General features: G+C 65.4%; 18 protein-coding genes. 14 read left to right on the top strand and 4 right to left on the bottom strand.

Annotation, left to right across the window (positions count from 1 at the left end; all coding sequences use genetic code 11):
• Position 1: 1 nt before the first annotated feature.
• The 6 genes from gspD (at position 2) to HS961_RS06340 (ending at position 7,292) form a co-directional block, all read left to right on the top strand.
• A complete protein-coding gene (gspD, locus tag HS961_RS06365) occupies positions 2–2,320 on the top strand; it encodes a type II secretion system secretin GspD (RefSeq protein ID WP_412101632.1) in 2,319 nt (772 codons plus the stop codon).
• A 24-nt stretch (positions 2,321–2,344) separates the two neighbouring features.
• Positions 2,345–3,706, top strand: coding sequence for a GspE/PulE family protein (locus HS961_RS06360; RefSeq protein WP_182326907.1), 1,362 nt, complete (start codon positions 2,345–2,347; stop codon positions 3,704–3,706).
• Between the two features lie 71 nt (positions 3,707–3,777).
• Positions 3,778–4,059, top strand: coding sequence for a hypothetical protein (locus HS961_RS06355; RefSeq protein ID WP_182326906.1), 282 nt, complete (start codon positions 3,778–3,780; stop codon positions 4,057–4,059).
• A 111-nt stretch (positions 4,060–4,170) separates the two neighbouring features.
• Positions 4,171–5,187 carry an LLM class flavin-dependent oxidoreductase gene (locus HS961_RS06350; protein WP_238347814.1) on the top strand — a complete coding sequence of 339 codons (1,017 nt, stop codon included), beginning with the start codon at positions 4,171–4,173 and terminating at the stop codon, positions 5,185–5,187.
• A gap of 95 nt (positions 5,188–5,282) precedes the next feature.
• Positions 5,283–5,843, top strand: a complete 561-nt coding sequence (locus HS961_RS06345; RefSeq protein WP_182326905.1) for a hypothetical protein — start codon at positions 5,283–5,285, stop codon at positions 5,841–5,843.
• Between the two features lie 114 nt (positions 5,844–5,957).
• Positions 5,958–7,292 (top strand): glycerate kinase type-2 family protein, encoded by a 1,335-nt coding sequence (locus tag HS961_RS06340; RefSeq protein WP_182326904.1) that lies wholly within the window; start codon positions 5,958–5,960, stop codon positions 7,290–7,292.
• A 34-nt stretch (positions 7,293–7,326) separates the two neighbouring features.
• On the opposite strand, the gene HS961_RS06335 is transcribed toward HS961_RS06340, so the two are convergent.
• Complete coding sequence (locus HS961_RS06335) at positions 7,327–8,244, bottom strand: LysR family transcriptional regulator (protein WP_182326903.1); 918 nt, start codon at positions 8,242–8,244, stop codon at positions 7,327–7,329.
• A 211-nt stretch (positions 8,245–8,455) separates the two neighbouring features.
• On the opposite strand from HS961_RS06335, the gene gcl reads away from it, so the two are divergent.
• The 6 genes from gcl (at position 8,456) to gspF (ending at position 14,838) form a co-directional block, all read left to right on the top strand.
• A complete protein-coding gene (gene gcl / locus HS961_RS06330) occupies positions 8,456–10,246 on the top strand; it encodes a glyoxylate carboligase (protein ID WP_182326902.1) in 1,791 nt (596 codons plus the stop codon).
• A gap of 28 nt (positions 10,247–10,274) precedes the next feature.
• Positions 10,275–11,078: a hydroxypyruvate isomerase gene (gene hyi / locus HS961_RS06325; protein WP_182326901.1), complete on the top strand. Its 804-nt coding sequence runs from the start codon at positions 10,275–10,277 to the stop codon at positions 11,076–11,078.
• A 52-nt stretch (positions 11,079–11,130) separates the two neighbouring features.
• Positions 11,131–12,045: a 2-hydroxy-3-oxopropionate reductase gene (locus tag HS961_RS06320; protein WP_182326900.1), complete on the top strand. Its 915-nt coding sequence runs from the start codon at positions 11,131–11,133 to the stop codon at positions 12,043–12,045.
• Positions 12,046–12,083: 38 nt separating this feature from the next.
• Positions 12,084–12,782, top strand: a complete 699-nt coding sequence (locus tag HS961_RS06315) for a helix-turn-helix transcriptional regulator (protein WP_182326899.1) — start codon at positions 12,084–12,086, stop codon at positions 12,780–12,782.
• Positions 12,783–12,882: 100 nt separating this feature from the next.
• On the top strand, positions 12,883–13,533 hold the full coding sequence (locus HS961_RS06310) for a glutathione S-transferase family protein (protein WP_182326898.1): 651 nt from the start codon (positions 12,883–12,885) through the stop codon (positions 13,531–13,533).
• 87 nt (positions 13,534–13,620) lie between these two features.
• Positions 13,621–14,838, top strand: a complete 1,218-nt coding sequence (gene gspF / locus HS961_RS06305; RefSeq protein WP_182326897.1) for a type II secretion system inner membrane protein GspF — start codon at positions 13,621–13,623, stop codon at positions 14,836–14,838.
• A gap of 48 nt (positions 14,839–14,886) precedes the next feature.
• On the opposite strand, the gene HS961_RS06300 is transcribed toward gspF, so the two are convergent.
• Both HS961_RS06300 and uxuA read right to left on the bottom strand, forming a co-directional pair.
• Positions 14,887–15,909 carry a Bug family tripartite tricarboxylate transporter substrate binding protein gene (locus HS961_RS06300; protein ID WP_238347813.1) on the bottom strand — a complete coding sequence of 341 codons (1,023 nt, stop codon included), beginning with the start codon at positions 15,907–15,909 and terminating at the stop codon, positions 14,887–14,889.
• A 23-nt stretch (positions 15,910–15,932) separates the two neighbouring features.
• On the bottom strand, positions 15,933–17,009 hold the full coding sequence (uxuA, locus tag HS961_RS06295; protein ID WP_182326896.1) for a mannonate dehydratase: 1,077 nt from the start codon (positions 17,007–17,009) through the stop codon (positions 15,933–15,935).
• A gap of 181 nt (positions 17,010–17,190) precedes the next feature.
• Here uxuA and HS961_RS06290 point away from each other — a divergent pair, with 181 nt between their 5' ends.
• Positions 17,191–17,925, top strand: a complete 735-nt coding sequence (locus HS961_RS06290) for a FadR/GntR family transcriptional regulator (protein ID WP_182326895.1) — start codon at positions 17,191–17,193, stop codon at positions 17,923–17,925.
• A 57-nt stretch (positions 17,926–17,982) separates the two neighbouring features.
• Entirely contained in the window at positions 17,983–18,882 is a 900-nt protein-coding gene (locus HS961_RS06285) for a 5'-nucleotidase (RefSeq protein ID WP_182326894.1), read from the top strand.
• A gap of 82 nt (positions 18,883–18,964) precedes the next feature.
• Here the strand turns inward: HS961_RS06285 and HS961_RS06280 are convergent, their stop codons facing one another.
• Positions 18,965–21,094, bottom strand: coding sequence for a TonB-dependent receptor domain-containing protein (locus HS961_RS06280; protein ID WP_412101631.1), 2,130 nt, complete (start codon positions 21,092–21,094; stop codon positions 18,965–18,967).
• Between the last annotated feature and the right edge of the window lie 98 nt (positions 21,095–21,192).

The raw sequence follows: 21,192 nt of genomic DNA, 5'->3' as shown, positions 1-21,192 counted from the left end.
TATGATGCATTACCACTCTCCCATTTATCGATTTGCGCTGCACTCCATCGCGGTGAGCGTCCTATTAATGGGCGGCAATGGCGCGGCGCTTGCGCAGACCGCCATCACCACCGGCACGGCCAGCATTCGCCCCGGCGAGCCGGTGACCTTGAACTTCGCCAACGCCGACATTGAGTCCATCGCGCGCACCATGGCCACCATCACCGGCAAGAGCGTGGTGGTGGATCCGCGCATCAAGGGCACGATGAACCTGGTGACCGACCGGCCCGTCTCGCCCCAGGCAGCGTTTGAGCAGTTCTTGGCGGCGCTGCGGCTGCAGAACTACACCGTGGTCGAGGCCGCTGGCCTGTACAAGGTGGTGCCCGAAGCCGATGCCAAGCTCCAGGGCGGCACGGTGCGCATCACCCAGGGCGGCGCTGGTGGCCAGGTCGCCGGTGGCGGCCAGATCGTCACCCAGATCTTCAAGCTCAACTTCGAGAGCGCCAACAACCTGGTGCCGGTGCTGCGCCCGCTGATCAGCCCCAACAACACCATCAATGTGAACCCGGGCAACAACTCCTTGGTCATCACCGACTACGCCGACAACCTGCAGCGCCTCTCGCGCATCATCGCGTCGATGGATGTGGCCAACGCCAGCGATGTGGAAGTGGTGGCGCTGGAGCATGCCGTCGCCTCCGACATCGTGCCCCTGCTGCAACGCCTGCTCGAAGGCGGCCAGACCATCGCCAGCAGCGGCACCACTACCGCCGGTGCAGCCCCCGGCGCCGCGCAGTCTGACAATGCCTACCGCACCTCGGTGCTGGCCGACCCGCGCACCAACAGCATCCTGCTGCGCGCGGCCAACCCGGCGCGCCTGTCGCAGGCCAAGATGCTGATCGGCAAGCTCGACAGTCCCAGCCGTGGCGCCAATGCCTCGGGCAATATCCATGTGGTCTACCTGCGCAATGCCGATGCCACGGCGCTGGCCACCACCTTGCGCGCAGCCCTGGCCGGCCAGGACAGCAACAGCAATAGCCCCGCCACCAACCTGTCGAGCAGCGGCAGCAGCGGTGGGCTGAGCAGCAACACGCGCAGCGGCGCAACATCGCTGGGCGGCAGCACCAGCGGCACCCTGGGCGGCAGTGCCAGCAACAGCAGCGCAGGCGGCCTGGGATCAGGCACGCGCCTGGGCACCGGCACCTCGCTGGGCACCTCGGGCGACAGCGGCAGCGCGACCGGCGGCATCATCCAGGCCGACACGGCGACCAACTCGCTGATCATCACCGCGCCAGAGCCGCTGTACCGCCAGATCCGCGCCGTTATCGACCAACTCGACAGCCGCCGCGCGCAAGTGCTGGTCGAGAGCCTGATTGTCGAAGTCAGTGCCGAGAAGGCTGCGCAGTTTGGCGTGCAGTGGCAAAGCCTGCTGGGCCAGGGCAACAATGTCGTCGGCGTCATCGGCAACAACTTCACCGTGGGCGGGGCCAACCTGTTCAACCTGGCCGCTGGCGTTGCCAACGGCACCTACAGCACCCTGCCCAGCGCCGGCATGAACGCGGGCCTGGCCTTCAAGCACAACGGCGAATATGTGCTGGGCGCGCTGGCCAACCTGCTGCAATCGAATGCCGACGGCAATGTGCTGGCCACCCCCAACCTGCTGACCCTGGACAACCAGGAAGCGCAGATCCTGGTCGGCCAGAACGTGCCCTTTGTCACCGGTTCCTATGCCAACAGCACCGGCAACAGCACCGTCAACCCCTTCACCACGGTGGAGCGCAAGGATGTGGGCCTGACCCTGCGCGTGCGCCCGCAGATCAATGCCAACGGCACCGTCAAGCTGACCATCTACCAAGAGACGTCTGACGTGCTCGCTGGCACAAGCACCAATACCAACGGCCCCACCACCAACAAGCGCTCGATCGAATCGACCGTGCTGGTGGACGATGGCTCGGTCATCGTGATCGGCGGCCTGCTGCAGGACCAATACTCCGGCTCGGTGCAGAAAGTGCCCTACCTGGGCGATATTCCCGGCATTGGCGCGCTGTTCCGCAGTGACACCCGCTCGCGCAAGAAGACCAATCTGATGGTCTTCTTGCGCCCGGTGGTGATGCGCGATGCCGCTGCCACCCAGCAGGTGAGCATGGACCGCTACGAGCTGATGCGCGGTGCGCAAATTGCTGCCCAGCCCGAGCAAAGCAGCCGCGTGCCGATCAACGACTCGTCCATCATCACGCCGATGGGTCAGCAAGTATCGGGCACGCCGCTGGGCTACTCCGAGACGCCGGTGATCGAATCCCGTCCGCTGACCGTGACGCCGCAAGGCATGCGCTTCGAGCCCTGATAGCGCCCAGAGAGACACGATCCCATGCGCCACCCCCTGCCCTACGCCTTTGCGCGCAGCAGCCAGCTGCTGCTGGAAGAAGATGTCGGCCAGCACCTGCTGTGGCACGGCGCCAAGCCCCAGGGCTCCGCGCTGTCCGAGGTGCTGCGCAAATACCCCGTGCAGCACATGGCCCAGCTGGCCGATGCCGAACTGGCCCAGCGCATCAGCGCCGCCTATTCACACAGCGAATCGAATGCCGCCACCGTGATCAGCGAGGTCGAGGAAGGTACCGACCTCTCGCGCATGATGCAGGACATCCCCGCCGTCGAGGACTTGCTCGAATCGGCCGGTGATGCGCCCATCATCCGCATGCTCAACGCCCTGCTCACACAAGCGGCGCGCGACGGCGCCTCGGACATCCACATCGAGCCCTATGAGCGCCACTCCAGCGTGCGCTTTCGCATCGATGGCTCGCTGCGCGAAGTGGTGCAACCCCACCGCGCTTTGCATGCGGCGCTGATCTCGCGCCTCAAGATCATGGCGGACCTGGACATCTCCGAAAAACGCCTGCCTCAGGACGGCCGCATCAGCCTGCGCCTGGGCACCCGCGCCATCGATGTGCGGGTCTCCACCCTGCCCAGCGCCCATGGCGAGCGCGCCGTGCTGCGTCTGCTCGACAAGAGTGAATCCAAGCTCAGCCTGGGCTCGGTCGGCATGCAGGGTGAGACCTTGCAACGCTTTGAAAAACTGGTCGCCCAGCCACACGGCATCGTGCTGGTCACCGGCCCCACCGGCTCGGGCAAAACCACCACCTTGTATGCAGCGCTGAGTGGGCTTGACGCCAGCCAGGGCAACATCATGACGGTGGAAGACCCGATCGAGTACGAGCTGTCGGGCATCGGCCAGACCCAGGTCAACCCCAAGATCGACCTGACCTTTGCCAAGGCGCTGCGCGCCATCCTGCGCCAGGACCCGGACATCATCATGATTGGTGAAATCCGCGACTTTGAAACCGCGCAGATTGCCATCCAGGCCTCCCTCACCGGTCACTTGGTATTGGCCACCCTGCACACCAACGATGCGACCAGCGCCATCACCCGCCTGACCGACATGGGCGTCGAGCCCTTCCTGCTGTCCTCGTCGCTGTTGGGCGTGCTGGCCCAGCGCCTGGTGCGCCGCATCGACGACAGCGACCCCAGCGGCTACCGCGGCCGTACCGGCATCTTTGAGCTGCTGGTGGTGGACGAGGCCATCCGCGCCCAGATCCACGCCCAGGTGCCCGAGTCCGAGATCCGCAACCAGGCGATGGCCACCGGCATGCAGCTGATGCGCGAGGATGGCGAGCGCCTGGTGCGCGAAGGCATCACCAGCGCAGAAGAAGTCGTCCGCGTCACCCGCGAGTGACAGAGATCTTCCTAATACCCCGTAGGCGCAGCCCGCGCCAACGGGTATTGGCGATTTGACACAATCGCCCCATGTTGGAATCCCTCAATACCCTCGTCGCGCCGTATGGCGGCATGTTGTTTCTCTGGCTCACCGTCCTGGCCATCGCCAGCCTGGCGGCGCTGCGCCATTTCCAGCCACGCATGGCCACCGCGCAGCTGCGCCGGCTGATGCGCATCGCCGGCCTGATGGCCCTGGTGATCTCCTGGTTTGCGATGCAGCAAGGGGAGCGCTATCTGGCGACTGCGCTGCTCGTGCTGCTCTGGGGGATTCTGGTGGGGATCAGCTGCGCGCGGGAGATTCGGCGGCGTTGAATTTCCTTGTCTCAGGCGCTGCGCCGCACGGACAAAGACCCGATCCCGGACTACCCATTTCGTCCATACCCACAGTCAGCAAAGGATATTTGCCTAGGCAAGAATGTCCGCATGACTGAGAGAAAAACACCCCCCGCGCTTTCGATGTTGGACCTGGTGGCTGTGCGCGAAGGCGGCACCGTTGCCCAGGCTTTGCAACTGGCCGTGCGCACGGCGCAGCATGTCGAGTCGCTCGGCTTTACGCGCTACTGGATGGCGGAACACCACAATATGCCGGGCATTGCCAGCTCGTCCACGGCCGTGCTGATCGGCCATGTGGCGGGGGCGACCCAGCTTATCCGTGTGGGCTCGGGCGGCATCATGCTGCCCAACCATGCACCGCTGGTGGTGGCCGAGGCCTTTGGCACCTTGGCCGAGCTTTATCCGGGCCGTATTGACCTGGGCCTGGGTCGCGCGCCGGGTACCGATGGCATGACGATGCGGGCACTGCGCCGTGACCGGGTCGAGACGGAAGAGGATTTCCCCCGCGATGTGATGGAGCTGCAGCGCCTGCTGGGCCCCGCGCAGCCCGGGCAAAAGCTGGTAGCCACGCCGGGCGCTGGCACCAATGTGCCGCTGTGGTTGCTGGGGTCGAGCCTGTTCTCGGCCCAGCTGGCGGCGCACCTGGGCCTGCCCTATGCCTTTGCCTCGCACTTTGCGCCGCGCATGCTGCAGCAGGCCGTGCAGCTGTACCGTGATCTGTTCAAACCCTCGGCGACCTTGGACAAGCCCTATGTGATCGTCGGCGCGCCGGTGATTGCAGCCCCTACCGACAGCGAGGCCGAGTTCCTCGCCAGCAGCACCTACCAGCGCGTGCTGGGCATTGTGACCGGCAAGCGCGGCCTGCTGCCGCCGCCGGTCGAAGGCTTTATGGAAGGCCTGAACATGGCCGAGCGCCAGGCCATTGAAGGCTTTTTGGCCGTCGCGTCCATTGGCGGGCCGGAGCGCGTTCAACAACGCTTGCAGATACTCGCCGAGCACACCGGTGCTGATGAGCTGATGCTGGTCTGCGATATCTATGACGGCGATTTGCGCCTGCGCTCGCTCGATATTGCGGCGCAAGCACTGCGGGCCGGCTACGCGGGCTAAACGCAAGGGCTCAAGACAGTCTTTACCTGCGGATCGGCGCCCTTTTTTGCACTGAAACGGTGCCGATCCCGCCTCACCCAGGCTATGCTTGCGCCATGTCTGCCCCCTATAGAACCACCCTGCCAGCGGCGCTGACGGCCTGCACCTTGCTGGCCGGCTGCATGCAGCAGCCCCCCGACGATCCTGCCCCTGCCCCCCAGGCCCAAGAGGCGGCACCCGCTGTAGCCCCGCCTGCAGCAGCAGCCCTGCCAGCGGCCCGCAGCGAAGACCCGGCCTTGGCCGCGCACATGCAAACGCCAGAGTTCCGCCGCGAGTACCGCACCAAGCAGGAGCAATTGCAGGTCGAATCGGAGGTGCAAGAAACGGCGCCCTGGTTAGGCAGCACAGGCCTGAGCGATGCGCAGGAGCGCGCCGTGCCGCGCTATGTGCGCATGGAGCTGGGCCAGTCGCTGGGCAGCGCCGACCCGGTGCGCGCCGAGGATTTGCAGTACATCGGCCAGTTTGCCGAGTTGGATGGCACCGTCTACTACTGGCGCATCCCCGAAAAGGCCCATGCCCATGGCGACACCCATGGCGGCGCCGCCTATGTCTATGTTCGCAAGGATGCCAGCGGCGTGTTCTACACCGACTGGGGCAACCGCACGCCTCCCGGTTGAGGCAAGACCTGTTGCACAGTGCGATGAGCGGCCAGTAAAGCACTGGCCAGGAATAACGCCTATGCCACCCGCGCGCGCAGCCTGCTTTCATAATGGCCAGCGGAGACCTACCGCATGAGCCATACCCCACCACCAGCGCTGGCCGATCCCCGGCGCGATCCCCAGCAGTTTCTTCTGGACCTGTTCCACCGCGCGGTGCTGCGCGCACAGCCCCTGCACAGCATGGCGCCGTACCTGCCGCCACCGCCCAAAGGCCGCACCGTGGTCCTCGGCGCCGGCAAGGCAGGCGGGTCGATGGCGCAAGCGCTAGAGGCGCTGTGGCCCCCCGATGCACCCCTCTTGGGCCTGGTCGTCACCCGCTACGCACACATTCCGCCCCGTCCCCCAGGCTTGGCCCAGCGCCTGGAGGTGGTCGAAGCCGCCCACCCTATCCCCGATGCCGCCGGCCTGGCCGCCGCCGAGCGCATGCTCGCACTCACAGAAGACTTGACCGCCGATGACCTGGTGCTCTGCCTGATCTCGGGTGGCGGCTCGGCGCTGCTGACCTTGCCTGCGGATGGCATGGACCTGCAGGACAAGCAGCGCATCAACCAGGCCTTGCTGGAGAGCGGCGCTGCGATTGGCGAGATGAACTGCGTGCGCAAGCACCTGTCGCGCATCAAGGGCGGGCGCCTGGCTGCTGCCTGCCACCCCGCCAAGCTGGTGACCCTGACCATCAGCGATGTGCCCGGCGACGATCCCTCGGTCATCGCCAGCGGCCCCACGGTGCCTGATGCCTCGACCTGCGCCGAGGCGCTGGCCATTCTGAACCGCTACCAGATCCCATTGCCCGAGCGCCTGCGCGCCGCGCTGGAGGATGGCTCGCTGGAGACGCCTAAGCCCGGCGATGCCCGCTTTGCCGGCCATGCGGTGCATCTGATCGCCACGCCCCAGCAATCGCTGGAGGCCGCCGCCGAAGCCGCACGCGCCGCTGGTATCGCTGCCCATGTGCTATCCGACGAGATCGAGGGCGAGTCGCGCGAGATCGGCAAGATGCATGCGGCGCTGGCACGCGCCGTGGCCCGCCACGGCAGCCCGTTTGCCAAACCCTGCGTGATCCTTTCCGGGGGCGAAACGACCGTCACCATCCGCCCACGCCAACCCGGTGCCGCCAAGGGGCGGGGTGGGCGCGCTGGCGAGTTCTGCCTGGGCCTGGCGCAGGCCTTGCAAGGGCAGGGCGGTGTCTGGGCGCTGGCGGCCGATACCGATGGCATCGATGGCGTGGAAGACAATGCCGGCGCGAGCGTGGCACCCGACACGCTGCAGCGCGCGGCCGAGCAGAAGCTGCGCCTTAGCGACCATCTGGATCGCAACGATGCCTATGGCTTTTTCGACGCGCTGGGCGACCTGGTGGTGACCGGGCCTACACACACCAATGTCAACGATTTCCGCGCCATTCTGATTCTGTGATGCGGGCTGCCAGGCTGGGCAGCCCCTCCCGCACCTAGCCGCCCTGGGGCAGGTTCTCCCACCAGGCCGCATCAAAGCTGCCCTGCAAGAACGCGATAAAGGACTGCACCTTTTGCGGCACCAGGCGCGGCGAGGGGTAGACGGCGTGGATCTCCTGCTCCGGCAGGCGGCAGGTCTTGAGCACCTCGACCACGCGGCCCGCCTTGAGCGACTCATGCGCCACATAGCGCGGCAGCGCGGCCACGCCCATGTGCGAGCGCGCAGCGGCCAGCAGGGCCGAGAGGTTGTTGGAGCGCAGCCGACCCGTGACTGGCACGGAGACGGACTCGCCACTGGCATTGCGCAGGCGCCAGACATCATTGCCCTGCACGCTGCTGTAGATCAGCGCCGAATGCTCTTTCAGGTCTGAAGGCCGGCGCGGCGTGCCGTGCTTGCGCAGGTAGGCGGGGGAGGCCACCAACACCCAGGGATTGACGCCCAGCATGCGCGCACCCAGCGATGAATCCGCCAGCTTGCCCAGGCGCAACGCCACATCAATGCCCTGGGCCACCAGGTCGGTGTAGCGGTCTTCAAAGCTCAGGTCCACCTGCACCTGCGGGTTGTGCTTCATGAAATCCATCGCCAGCGGAATCAGCACGCGCCGCCCAAATGCGACCGAACTGCCAATGCGCAGCTGGCCTTGCACCTGCGTTTGCCGCACCTGCACGACATTGTCGGCATCGGCCAAATCTCTGACGATGCGCTTGCATTTCTCGTAGTACAGCGCGCCCGCCTCGGTCAGGCTCACGCCCCGCGTATTGCGGTTAAGCAGGCGCACTTTGAGCCGCGCCTCCATCGCTGCGACCTGCTTGGTCACCGTGGGCTGGGTCGATGAAAACTCCTGCGCCACCTTGGTGAAACTGCCCGTTTCCACCACGCGCACAAACATGTGCATGGCATCGAGTCGGTCCATGGTTTGTCTCCTGGGAATGCTGCGGCATGGCTTGCCACATGTCACACGATGAGCGCTTGTTTGAACAGGTTCTTAGCGCCTCTGCGCACGATGATGCGGCATGCGGCGCAGCACCGCCCATTCCTGAGTGGAATAAATTTTATGGTCTGCCTGCGCCTTCCGCCAAAGGCCCGCCTTCCCTACAGTCGAACCCAGCTGTAAAGGAGACCCCATGGCCAAAATGAAAGCAATCGAAGCCGCCGTCCGCGTGCTGGAAAAAGAAGGTGTGAGCGTCGCATTCGGCGTGCCTGGCGCTGCCATCAACCCGCTGTACGCAGCGATGAAGGAGCATGGCGGCATCGGCCATATCCTCGCCCGCCATGTCGAAGGCGCCAGCCATATGGCCGAGGGTTATACCCGCGCCGTGGCCGGCAATATCGGCGTCTGCATCGGCACCAGCGGGCCTGCCGGCACCGACATGATCACCGGCCTGTACTCGGCCAGCGCCGACTCGATCCCGATCCTGTGCATCACCGGCCAAGCGCCGCGCGCCCGGTTGCACAAGGAGGACTTCCAGGCCGTGGACATCGCCTCCATCGCCAAGACCGTGACCAAGTGGGCCACCACCGTGCTGGAGCCCGCCCAGGTGCCCGGCGCCTTCCAGCAGGCCTTCCACTTGATGCGCTCAGGCCGCCCCGGCCCGGTACTGATTGACCTGCCCATCGATGTGCAACTGGCCGAGATCGAGTTCGACATCGACACCTACGAGCCCTTGCCCGCCTACCAGCCCGCCGCCACCCGCAAACAGGCCGAAAAGGCCATCGCGATGCTCAATGCCGCCGAGCGCCCCTTGATCGTCAGCGGCGGCGGCGTCATCAATGCCGATGCGGCAGACCTGCTGGTGGAACTGGCGGAGACCCTGGATCTGCCGGTGATCCCCACCTTGATGGGCTGGGGCAGCATCCCCGACGACCACCCCTTGATGGCCGGCATGTGCGGCCTGCAGACCAGCCACCGCTATGGCAACGCCAGCATGCTGGCCTCGGATTTTGTGCTGGGCGTTGGCAACCGCTGGGCCAACCGCCATACCGGCTCGGTCGATGTCTACACCCGGGGCCGCAAGTTCATCCACGTCGATATCGAGCCCACGCAGATCGGCCGCGTGTTTGCGCCTGATTTCGGCATTGTCTCGGATGCCAAGGCCGCGCTGGAGCAGTTCATCGCTGTCGCCAAGGACTGGAAGGCCGCTGGCAAGCTGCGCGACCGCAGCGCCTGGGTGGCCGACTGCCAGGGCCGCAAGAACAGCATCGACTACCTGCGCAAGACCAACTTCGACAACGTACCGATGAAGCCCCAGCGCATCTACCAGTGCATGAACCAGACCGTAGACCGCGACACCACCTATGTCTCCACCATCGGCCTGTCGCAGATCGCCGGGGCGCAGTTTCTGCATGTCTACCAACCCCGTCGCTGGATCAACTGCGGCCAGGCCGGTCCCTTGGGCTGGACGACACCCGCCGCGCTGGGCGTGCGCGTGGCCGATCCGCAGCGCAAGATCGTCGCGCTGTCGGGCGACTACGACTTCCAGTTCATGATCGAGGAGCTGGCCGTGGGCGCGCAGTTCAAGCTGCCCTACATCCATGTGCTGGTCAACAACAGCTACCTGGGCCTCATCCGCCAGGCGCAGCGCAGCTTCAGCATTGACTACTGCGTGCAGCTCGCCTTTGACAACATCAATATGGACGCCGACGACGCTGCGCGCGGCTATGGCGTGGACCATGTCAAGGTCGTCGAAGGCCTGGGCTGCAAGGCCATCCGCGTACACCGCCCCGAGGACTTTGCCCCCGCGATGCAGCAGGCGGAGGCCTGGATGGCCGAGCACCGCACGCCCGTCGTCATCGAATGCATTCTGGAGCGGGTGACCAATATCGCCATGGGCACCGAGATCGACAACATCGTCGAGTTCGAAGGCCTGGCCGCCGACAAGGCCGATGCACCCAGCGCCCTCGCGGTGCTCAGTTAAGCAACCGATTTTTGGATTGGAGTTCGCCATGCCCCGTTTTGCTGCCAACCTCAGCATGCTGTTTACCGAAGTGCCGTTTCTCGACCGCTTTGAGCGCGCCGCCCAGGCCGGCTTTGAAGCCGTGGAGTTTTTGTTTCCGTATGCCCATACGATAGAAGAGATCCAGAGTCGGCTCGATACCACCGGCCTGCAGATTGTGTTGCACAACCTGCCTGCCGGCGATTGGGACGCAGGCGAGCGCGGCATTGCCTGCGATCCCCGGCGGGTGGATGAATTCCGCGCCGGCGTTGCCAAGGCAGTGACCTATGCCCATGCACTGGGCGTGCCCCAGCTCAACTGCCTGGCCGGCAAAGCACCTGCCGATGTGGATGCCGCCACCCTGCGCCGCACCTTGGTGGACAACCTGCGCTTTGCCGCAGCGGCGCTGCGGATGGCCGACCTGCGCCTGCTGGTCGAGCCCATCAATACCTTCGACATCCCCGGCTTCTACCTCCACCGCACCGACCAGGCGTTGGACATTCTGGACGAAGTAGGCGCCGCCAATGCCTTTGTGCAGTACGACATCTACCATGCCCAGCGCAGCGAAGGCGAGCTGGCCGCCACCCTGCAAAAGCACCTGGCCCGCATCGGCCATGTGCAGCTGGCAGATAACCCGGGCCGCCATGAGCCGGGCAGCGGCGAGATCCACTACCCCTACCTGTTTGCGCACCTGGACCGCATTGGCTACAGCGGCTGGGTAGGTTGCGAATACAAGCCCGCGCAGAGCACCGAGGCGGGACTGCACTGGCTGGAGACCGTGGCGGGCCAGAAGCGGGTCGCCGCCACCGCTTGATCCGCGCCCCGAAACGGACACCCCTCTCAATAAAAGCCAAGGAGATTTCTGCATGCATGCAACGCCACTCAAACTGGGTTTTATCGGCCTGGGCATCATGGGCGCCCCCATGTGCAGCCATTTGATCGCCGCCGGCCACCAGCTGTTTATCAACACGCGCGGCAAGGTGCCCGCCCATATCGCAGAAAGCACAGCCACCCAATGCACGTCAGTGCGCGGCGTGGCCGAGCGGGCCGATATCGTCTTTGTGATGGTGCCCGACACGCCCGACGTCGAGAAAGTGCTGTTTGCGCCCGATGGCCTGGCCGCCGGGCTCAAAGGCAGCAGCGGCAAGATCGTGGTGGATATGTCGTCCATCTCGCCAGTGGCGACCAAGGACTTTGCCAAACGCATCACGGCACTGGGCGCGCAGTACCTGGATGCGCCGGTGTCGGGTGGCGAGGTGGGGGCCAAGAATGCAACCTTGTCCATCATGGTGGGTGGGCCGGAGGCGTCGTTTGAACGGGTGCTGCCGTTGTTCGAGACCCTGGGCAAAAACATCACCCTGGTAGGCGGCAACGGCGACGGCCAGACCGCCAAGGTGGCGAACCAGATCATCGTGGCCTTGAACATCGAAGCGGTGGCCGAGGCGCTTCTGTTTGCATCGCGCGCCGGGGCCGATCCGGCAAGGGTGCGCCAGGCGCTGCTGGGCGGCTTTGCCTCGTCCAAGATTCTGGAAGTGCATGCCGAGCGCATGATCAAGCGCACGTTTGATCCCGGCTTCCGCATCGCGCTGCACCAAAAGGACCTGAACCTAGCCCTCGCCAGCGCGCGCCAGCTTGGCGTGTCGCTCCCCAACACCGCCCAGACGCAGGAGCTGTTCAACAGCTGCGTGGCCCATGGCGGCGCGGGCTGGGACCATTCCGGCTTGGTGCGCGCGCTGGAGATCCAGGCCAACTTCGAGATCGGGCAAAAACCGCCCAACTAAGCGGGTTGCAGGCGCGGCAGAACGGCTATGCTTGCGCGATGTCCCGCCCTGCCCGCCTGCTCCAACTGCTCGATCTGCTGCGCTGCGCGCGCCAACCGCAAACCGGCCCGGCGCTGGCCCAGACCCTGCAGGTGAGCCTGCGCACCGTCTACCGCGATATCGCGAGCCTGCGCGAGCAAGGCGCCGCCATCGAAGGCGATCCGGGCATCGGCTTTGAGATGCGACCCGGCTTTCTGCTGCCGCCGCTGATGTTCAATGCCGATGAGCTCGAAGCCCTGCTGCTGGGCGCCCGCTGGGCCAGCCTGCAGGCCGACCCGCAACTGGCCCGTGCGGCCAGCGCCGCGATGGACCGCATCCGCAGCGCCCTGCCGCTGGAGCTGCGCATAGCAGTCGATACCAGCGGCCTGATGGTCCCCAATATGCAGCCTGCCACCCAAGAGGAGACCTGGCAGACGGCGCTGCGCCGCGCGATCCGCGCCGAGCACAAGGTGGTGCTGGTGTACGAGGACCAGCACGGCCGCCTGACCGAGCGCCTGGTTTGGCCGTTTGCGATGGCCTATTTCGACCGCAGCCGGGTCGTGTCTGCCTGGTGCGAGCTGCGCCAGGGCTTTCGCCACTTTCGCGCCGACCGGGTGCATGCGATGCAGGAGCTGCAGGAGCGCTATCCGCACAGCCGCCACAGCCTCATCCAGCGCTGGCTGGCGGAGACGGGCTACACGCTGAATGGCTGGTCATAAGCGCGGGCCGCTTCCTGTTCAGCTGCTGACAGTTTCTGTCAGCGCCCCTGTCTAACCTGCATGCATGGCGATTTTGCCAAGCACTGAACAGGACCCTGACATGAACACCCACAACGCCCCGCTGCGCTTTTTCTACCACCCCCAGTCCCGCGCCCGCATGGTGCGCTGGATGCTGGAAGAGTGCGATGCCGTCTATGAACCGGTGCGGCTGGAGTTTGGCGGCACGATGAAGGCGCCCGACTACCTGGCGCTCAACCCCATGGGCAAGGTGCCAGCACTGCAGCATGGCGACACGATGGTGACCGAGACTGGCGCGATTCTGGCCTACCTGGCCGATCTCTACCCCGAGAAAAAGCTGGCTCCAGCGCTGGGCAGCACCGAGCGTGGCAGCTACTACCGCTGGCTGTTCCTGGTGGCGGGCCCCGTCGAGGCGGTGTCCACCGCGAAGGCGGAGGGCTGGCTGCAAAACCAGAGCGAGCGCCAGGCGCTGTCAGCCGGTTATGGCCGGTTTGACGATGTGCTGCGCAGCCTGCAGCTGGCGGTGACCGGCAAGCGCTATGTCTGTGGCGACCACTTCACGGCCGCCGACCTGTACCTGGCCAGCTATATCGGCTGGAGCATGCAAGAGGGCAGCCTGCCGAGCCTGCCCGCCTTCCAGGACTATGCGCTGCCGCTGCTGCAGCGCCCTGCGGCCCAGCGTGCCAACACGCTCGATGGCCCCGTCGAGATGCCCAGTGCAGCAGCGGCCTGATCGGGGCTGTGCCATCAGCGTGCCACGTGGATGGGGCACAATAGCCCCCGGGTGGCCGTTGAGCCACCTTGTTTTATCCACCAGCCCATGCCCGCTTTTTCGTACGAAGTTCTAGACGCCCAGGGCCAGACCCGCAAGGGCATGATCGAAGCCGACAGCGCCAAGGCGGCGCGCAGCCTGCTGCGTGCCCAGGCCATGGTGCCTTTGGCGGTCGAGCCGCTGGGCGATGTCGACGACAGCGGCGCCAGCATGGTGCGCAGCCGGCGCGCGGTCTTCAATGCCACCAGCCTGGCAGTGTGGACGCGCCAGCTGGCCGGCCTCATCAGCTCCGGCCTGCCACTGGAGCGGGCGCTGACCGCCCTGATCGAAGAGATCGACAGCGAGCCCCAGCGCCAGCTGGTGGCCAGCCTGCGCGCCGAGGTCAATGGCGGCTCCACCTTTGCCAAGTCGCTGGCCCTCTACCCCCGTGATTTTTCGCAGATCTACCGCGCCGTGATCGATGCGGGCGAGCACAGCGGCCACCTGGACCAGGTGCTGTCGCGGCTGGCCGATGATCTGGAAGAGCGCGACCAGCTCAAGAACAGCCTCATCGGTGCCTCGCTCTACCCGGCCATCGTCACCTGCTTTGCCTTTGTGGTGGTGATGGTGCTGATGAGCTATGTGGTGCCCCAGGTGGCCGAGGTGTTCTCGGGCACCAAGCACGCGCTGCCGCTGCTGACCCGCATCATGCTGGGCTTCAGCGACCTGATCCGCCACTGGTGGTGGTTGGGCGCCGGCCTGGCCTTTGTCGGCACCGTGATGCTGCGCCTGTCGCTGCGCCAGCCCGCCTTTCGCCAGCGCTTTGATGCCGGCTGGCTGCAGCTGCCGGTCGTTGGCAAGCTCGCGCGCAACTACAATGCGGCCCGCTTTGCCTCCACCCTGGCCATGCTCAGCAATGCGGGCGTGCCCATCTTGAAGGCGCTGCAGGCCGCTGCCGAGACCGTCTCCAACCAGGCCATGCGCCAGGACGCCATCGATGCGCTGGACCAGGTGCGCGAGGGCGCGCCCCTCGCCTCGGCCCTGGCGCAAAAAAAGCGCTTCCCCGCGCTGCTGTCGATGTTTGCCCGCCTGGGCGAGCAGACCGGTGAGCTGCCGCAAATGCTGCAGCGCGTGGCCAACCAGTTGGCTGGCGATGTGAAGCGCCGCGCGATGCGCCTGGCCACCATCCTGGAGCCGCTGCTGATCGTCGGCATGGGCATCGTGGTCGGCATCATCGTGATGGCCGTGCTCATGCCCATCATCCAGCTCAACCAGTTTGTGCGTTGAACGCTGCAGACCAGGGCGCCGCCCGGCGCGCCTGGCCTGGCTCAGCCCTTACTCCGCGTGGATCTTGTTGGCCTTGACCACGTCGCCCCAAAGCTTGTACTGCGCGCGCGTCATGGCATCCAGCTGCTCAGGCGTGCCACCGCCGGGCTGGTCGCCACGCTCCTGAAAGCTGCGGATCACCGCAGGCTCCTTCAGCACCGTATTGATGGCGGCATTGAGCTTTTGCACCACCTCCGGGCGGGTGCCGGGTGGGCCGTACATGCCGATAAACGAGATGATCTCGAAATCCTTCAGGCCCACTTCGGCGGGGGTCGGCACATCGGGCATCGAGGCCACGCGGCTGCTGCTGGTCACCAGGATGGGGCGCACCTTGCCGGACTTGATGTAGGGATCAAACACCGAGGTCGCATCAAACATCGCCTCAATGCGGCCGGCCATCAGATCGATGACGGCAGGCGCACTGCCCTTGTAGGGCACATGGTTCATCGCCGGGCCGCCCAGGCGCTCGCGCATCAGCTCGGTGGTCACATGCACCAGCGAGCCGGCGCCCGGTGTGCCGTAGTCCACACCCTTGCCAGCCTTGGCGCGCTCTTTGACGAGGGCGGCGAACTGCGCAAAGTCCTTCACCGGCGACGCAGCCGGCACCACCAGCACCAGTGGCGACTGCAGCAGAATGCCCACCGGCACAAACTTGGTCGGGTCCACAATGCCCAGGTTGGGGAAGACATGCGGGGTCACCGTCATCGAGCCATTGCCCACCAGCATGCGGTAGCCATCCGGGGCAGAGCGCATGATGTCGGCCGAGCCCAGATTGCCGTTGACGCCGGCCTTGTTCTCGATGACCACGCCCTGGCCCAGGTTGGCCGCCAGGCTGTTGGTGAGCACGCGGGCGGCAAAATCGGTCTGACCACCTGGCGGAAAGCCCACCATCAGGGTGACCGGCTTGGTCGGGTAGGCGGTTTGCGCCAGCGCCGGGGCGCCGATCAGGCCGGCACCCAGGGCCAGGCCCAGGGTCAAGCCCTGGGTCAATTTGCGGCGCAGCATCGCGTGCTGTGTTGTCTTGGTCGTCATTGTTATGTCTCCTTGGTTTGAAATCAGAGTGCAGCAGGTGCTGCGCTGTCTTGCTGCGCGGCTGAGAACTTGTCCACCGCTTCCCACAGGCCGTTGATGTAGACGGCGCCCAGTGCCCGGTCGTAGAGGCCATAGCCGGGCTTACCGGTTTCGCCCCAGATCATGCGGCCGTGGTCCGGGCGCACATAGCCTTCAAAGCCCACATCGTGGTAGGCCTTGACGATGGCCGCAATATCGAGCGAGCCACAGGTCGAGAGGTGGGCGGTTTCTTCAAAGTCGCCGTCGGGCGAGACTTTCACATTGCGGATATGCGCAAAGTGGATGCGGCCCCGGCCGCCAAACTCGCGCACCAGCGCCTCGACATTGTTCTGCGGGCCGGCGCCCAGCGAGCCCGAGCACAGGGTCAGGCCATTGGCGGGGCTGTCGATCAAATCGACGATGCGGGCCAGGTCGTCGCGGTTCTTCACGATGCGCGGCAGGCCAAAGATCGGGCGCGGTGGGTCATCGGGGTGGATGGCCATCTTGATGCCGCACTCCTCGGCCACCGGGATGACGGCCTGCAGAAAATAGGCCAGGTTCTGCCAGAGCTGCTCGGCATCGACCTGGCGGTAGGCCTGCAGCAGGCCTTGCAGCTCATCACTGCGGTAGCTGCTGTCCCAGCCGGGCAGCGAGATGCCTTTTTCCGCATCAATGCTGTCAGCCATGCGGCTGTCAAAAGCCAGGCAGGTGGAGCCATCGGGCAGCTGCTTGGCCAGCTCGGTGCGGGTCCAGTCAAACACCGGCATAAAGTTGTAGCACACCACCTGCACACCGGCGGTGGCCAGATGGCGCAAGGTTTGCTGGTAATTGGCGATCAGCTGGTCGCGGCTGTCGCGGCCCAGCTTGATGTCCTCATGCACCGGCACCGATTCGACCAGCTCAAAGGCCAGTCCGGCGTCTTCAATCTGCTGCTTGAGCGCCTCGACCTTGGCCAGCGGCCACACCGCCCCTACTGGCTCGTCGTAAATCGCCGAGACGATATGCGTGACCCCGGGGATCTGGCGGATATAGGCCAGGGACACGGGGTCCGAACTGCCAAACCAACGAAACGACATCTTCATGGATGAACCTTTTCCTGCAATCAAAAATCTGGTTAGACCAATTCTACAAACTGGCTAGACCATTTAGATTGATGGTTTACCACTATGTCCGGTATTTGCCGCGTTTGGGCCAGACGGCGGCTTACACTGCTGCTGGCCCTCCGGTTTTGGCGGATAGGCCCATGAACGGAATACGCGCAAGATGCCCAACAAGCTGGTCCCGACGGTTGACGACGACAGCCGCACCACCGGTGTCAGGTCCTACCAGGACCTCGCCAGAAAAATCCTGGAAGAAACTGCTGCCGACAGCGCGGCGGCCGACCAGCGCCTGCCCTCGGAGCGCACCCTGGCCGACATGTTCGGCGTCAGCCGCACTGCCGTGCGCGAGGCCATCATTGCGCTGGAGGTGCAAGGCCTCGTCGAGGTGCGCCTGGGCTCGGGCATCTACCTGCAGCCCAGCGGCGCCAATGGCCCCAGCCGCCTGCCCGCCTTTGATGTGCCCACGGGCCCCGGCCCGCTGGAAACCCTGCGCGCCCGCGTGCTGGTCGAAGCCGAGATAGCAGCCGCCGCTGCCAGCGAGCGCCGCGATGCCGACCTGGACCGCATGCTCGACGCCCTGGCCACCATGCGCCTGCAGCTGGCCGACAAAGATGCCTACGATGCCGCCGACCGGCGGTTTCACCTCGCCATTGCCGAGGCCACCGGCAACCGCGTGCTGCAGCACATGGTGCAGGCCATGTGGGACAACGCCCGCCAGGATCCGCGCTGGGACAAGATTGAGCAGCATTTCCACTCCGAGCAGCTGCGCGAGGCCAGCCTCAAGGACCACCAGGCCATCTTTGCGGCAATTGCCGAGCGCCAGCCCGAGCAGGCACGCCAGGCAATGCAGCAGCATTTGGGGCGCGTGATCTCCCAGTTCTCCCAAGCTTGGTATTGAGTACAAACCGCGCTGCCACTGCGCTATATTGGCCCCAGTTCAGCAACAAGGACGGCCATGGCTGCCACTCTCGAAAACAAGCTGGTGGTCGCGATCTCCTCGCGCGCACTGTTCAACTTTGAAGAAGAAAACCGGGTTTTCGAGCAGGACAAGGACCAGGCCTATGCCCAGCTGCAGCTGCAGCGGCTGGAGATACCCGCACCGCCGGGCGTGGCGTTCTCCTTGGTGCGCAAGCTGCTGGCCTTCAACAGCGGTACCGAGCAAAAGGTCGAGGTGGTGCTGCTGTCGCGCAATGACCCGGTCAGTGGCATGCGCGTGTTCCGCAGCTGCAAGGCCCATGGCCTGCTCTCGATCCAGCGAGGGGTGTTCACGCAGGGGCGCGATCCCTTCCGCTACCTCAAGCCACTGGGCGCCCATCTTTTCCTGTCCGCCAATGCCACCGATGTGCAGCAGGCGCTGCAGCTGGGCTTTCCCGCTGCCCGCGTGCTGACCGAATCGGCCCAGGCGCAGGACAGCAACCCCGATGAAGTGCGCATTGCCTTTGACGGCGATGCCGTGCTGTTCTCCGACGAGGCCGAGCGCGTCTTCCAGGCCCAGGGGCTGGATGCATTCCAGCGCCATGAGATCGAGCATGCCTCGCTGCCCCTGCCCGATGGGCCTTTCAAACCGCTGCTGGCGGCGCTGCACCGCCTGCAGCAAGACACGCAAAGCCAGATGCGCATCCGCACTGCGCTGGTCACCGCCCGCAGCGCCCCTGCGCATGAGCGCGCCATCCGCACCCTGATGGACTGGAACATCGGCGTCGATGAAACCATGTTCCTCGGCGGCCTGGCCAAGGGCGAGTTTCTGCGCGAGTTTGAGCCCGATTTCTTCTTTGACGACCAGACGGGCCACGCCACCAGCGCGGCCGCCCATGTGCCGGCCGGGCATGTGAGCAGCGGCATCTCCAACCTCTGATCCGCCCAACATACAGACGCAAAAAAGCCGCTGGCTCCTGAGGGAGGCAGCGGCTTTGGCGTTCAGGGCTTGTCGTTCAAGCTCAGAACTGCTTGATAAAGCCCAGCGAGACCGCACGGCCCTGCAGCGGCGCCGCGTTCTTGATGAACGAGGTGTGGACATAGGCCAGCTTGTTGGTCAGGTTGTCCAGCTTCAGGTAGATCTGCCATGGCGTGCCATCGCTGGAGGTCTGGTGGTAGCTGACGCGCCAGTTCAGCATGCCGTAGCCAGGGGTCTCGCTTTCATAATCAGCCACCTTGTTCTGGCGCTTGACCAGCTGCCACTGCGCCTCGCTGCGCCAGTTGGCCCATTTGCCTGCTACGCGCAAGCCGACGCGGGCAGGGGCCAGGCGCGGGATCTTGCTGCCGTCTTCCAGCTTGGCATGCACCAGGTCGCCGGTGGCGCCTACTGTCCAGTTCGCGTTGATGCGGTGCTGGATCTGGCCTTCCAAACCGGTGAAGGTGGCGGTCTGCTGCGCATACTGCAGCAGCTGCAGGCCTTCATGCTCATCAACGGTGCGGCCGTAGATGTAGTTGTTCACCCGGTTGCGGTAGACATTGACCGAGTAGGTCGTATCGCCCGCCGTGCGCGCCACACCGATGTCGATATTGCCCGAACGCTCCTTGCGCAGATCAGGGTTGCCCAGCTCATAGGTCGAGGTGGCCATGTGCAGGCCCCGTGCATACAGCTCTTCGGCCGTCGGCAGGCGGCTGGCCGAGGTGACATGGGCGCTCAGGCGGTAACCCGGCATAAAGCGCCAGCTACCACCCAGCGACAGCGAGTTGCCCTTGTGCTTGCGCACCAGGCCGTCGTCATTGGCATAGACGCTTTGCCAGTCGTGGCGGGCGGCGGCCTCAATGCCAAAGTCGCCAAAGCGGCGTTCTTCCAGCAGGTAGACGCCCTGGCTTTGCGTGCGGGTCGGCTGCACATAGGCTTCCTCACCGGTGGCGCTGAAGCGACGCTGCGCAGCCTCAAAGCCGACCAGACCGGTCCAGCCGGCAATCGGCTCATGCAGCACATCGACGCGCATGTCATGCGCGCGGTTCTTGAAGCTGGTGGAAACCTCGCCGCCCTCGATCTCATCGTGGTGGTAGCGCGTCACGCCACCGCGCAGGCGGATGGCCGACACGCCGGCGAACGGCTGGCGCCATTCGGAGCGCAGGTCATAGCGCTCGCTGTGCATGTCCACCACCGGCACGCCTTCTTCCTCGTGGTCGTGGTCATGGTCATGGCCGTCTTCGTCGTGGTCATGGTCGTCATGGCCGCCGCAGTGCAAGTGCAGGCCATGGGTGTGGCAGCCTTCAAAGCTGTGGTTGTGGCCGGGCAGGCCGTAGCGGGCCTGGGTGCGCGTGTAGGCCAGGCCCACATAGCCGCTGTCACCAATCCAGGACAGGCCAATGCTGCCGCCCGCATTGCGCGCGCGGCTGCCGTCCACCTTGTTGCCCAGGCCCCAGCCGCTGCCTACGCGGTAGTCATCGGCATTGCGGGCCATGCCCTCCATATGCAAGGCAAAGGGGCCCGAGCCCGCCGTCAACGACAGCGCAGTCGCGGCATCATTGGCGCCCGTGCCGGCACGCACTTCGACCTGGCCTTCATAGCCCTTTTCCGGCACCTTGGTGGGAATCTTGTTGTCCAGCACATTGACCACGCCGCCAATCGCGCCAGCGCCATAGATCAAGGCCGATGGCCCCCGCAGCACCTCGATCTGGGTGGCCAGCATGGGCTCGCTCACCACCGCATGGTCGGGGCTGATGGTCGAGGCATCCTGGATCACCGCGCCATCGTTCAGCACCTTGACCCGCGCACCATCCATGCCGCGAATCACCGGGCGGCTGGCACCCGCACCAAAGTGCGTGGCCTGGATGCCGGGCTCATAGGCCAGGGTCTCCCCCAGGCTGGCGCCGCGTTTTTGCACCAGCTCGTCGCCCTGCAATACCGTCACCGGCGTAGTCATGTCATCGACCGTGCGGTTGGTGCCGCTGGCCGATACCGTCACTTCGGGCAAGGTGGTGGCTGTTGCCGGGGCGCTGCCCTCTGCGTTCTGCGCCATGGCAGCGCTGCTGAGCAGCAAGCCGATCACCGCTGCTGCCACCGGGCGCAAATCACGCGCCTGCGGCTTCGAAATTACTGCGCGCGCCATCAGCGGCTGCGCTTGTTGTGCATGGAAACCCATCATCTACCCCTCGAAAAGCACATGCATCCCCAGCATGTACACGCGCAGCCCAGCCCTGCTGGCTGAACCGGCCAGGCGCCATCGCACCCGGCAGCTGC

Source organism: Comamonas piscis, from assembly GCF_014109725.1.
Classification (GTDB): domain Bacteria; phylum Pseudomonadota; class Gammaproteobacteria; order Burkholderiales; family Burkholderiaceae_C; genus Comamonas; species Comamonas piscis.
Note: the sequence above shows the minus strand (reverse complement) of the source record. Positions and strands in the feature narration are given on the sequence as shown.

Coding starts and splice junctions, on each gene's coding strand:
- gspD (WP_412101632.1), top strand. CDS start 2: ATGATGCATTACCACTCTCCCATTTATCGATTTGCGCTGCACTCCATC.
- HS961_RS06360 (WP_182326907.1), top strand. CDS start 2,345: ATGCGCCACCCCCTGCCCTACGCCTTTGCGCGCAGCAGCCAGCTGCTG.
- HS961_RS06355 (WP_182326906.1), top strand. CDS start 3,778: ATGTTGGAATCCCTCAATACCCTCGTCGCGCCGTATGGCGGCATGTTG.
- HS961_RS06350 (WP_238347814.1), top strand. CDS start 4,171: ATGACTGAGAGAAAAACACCCCCCGCGCTTTCGATGTTGGACCTGGTG.
- HS961_RS06345 (WP_182326905.1), top strand. CDS start 5,283: ATGTCTGCCCCCTATAGAACCACCCTGCCAGCGGCGCTGACGGCCTGC.
- HS961_RS06340 (WP_182326904.1), top strand. CDS start 5,958: ATGAGCCATACCCCACCACCAGCGCTGGCCGATCCCCGGCGCGATCCC.
- HS961_RS06335 (WP_182326903.1), bottom strand. CDS start 8,244: ATGGACCGACTCGATGCCATGCACATGTTTGTGCGCGTGGTGGAAACG.
- gcl (WP_182326902.1), top strand. CDS start 8,456: ATGGCCAAAATGAAAGCAATCGAAGCCGCCGTCCGCGTGCTGGAAAAA.
- hyi (WP_182326901.1), top strand. CDS start 10,275: ATGCCCCGTTTTGCTGCCAACCTCAGCATGCTGTTTACCGAAGTGCCG.
- HS961_RS06320 (WP_182326900.1), top strand. CDS start 11,131: ATGCATGCAACGCCACTCAAACTGGGTTTTATCGGCCTGGGCATCATG.
- HS961_RS06315 (WP_182326899.1), top strand. CDS start 12,084: ATGTCCCGCCCTGCCCGCCTGCTCCAACTGCTCGATCTGCTGCGCTGC.
- HS961_RS06310 (WP_182326898.1), top strand. CDS start 12,883: ATGAACACCCACAACGCCCCGCTGCGCTTTTTCTACCACCCCCAGTCC.
- gspF (WP_182326897.1), top strand. CDS start 13,621: ATGCCCGCTTTTTCGTACGAAGTTCTAGACGCCCAGGGCCAGACCCGC.
- HS961_RS06300 (WP_238347813.1), bottom strand. CDS start 15,909: ATGACGACCAAGACAACACAGCACGCGATGCTGCGCCGCAAATTGACC.
- uxuA (WP_182326896.1), bottom strand. CDS start 17,009: ATGAAGATGTCGTTTCGTTGGTTTGGCAGTTCGGACCCCGTGTCCCTG.
- HS961_RS06290 (WP_182326895.1), top strand. CDS start 17,191: ATGCCCAACAAGCTGGTCCCGACGGTTGACGACGACAGCCGCACCACC.
- HS961_RS06285 (WP_182326894.1), top strand. CDS start 17,983: ATGGCTGCCACTCTCGAAAACAAGCTGGTGGTCGCGATCTCCTCGCGC.
- HS961_RS06280 (WP_412101631.1), bottom strand. CDS start 21,094: ATGGGTTTCCATGCACAACAAGCGCAGCCGCTGATGGCGCGCGCAGTA.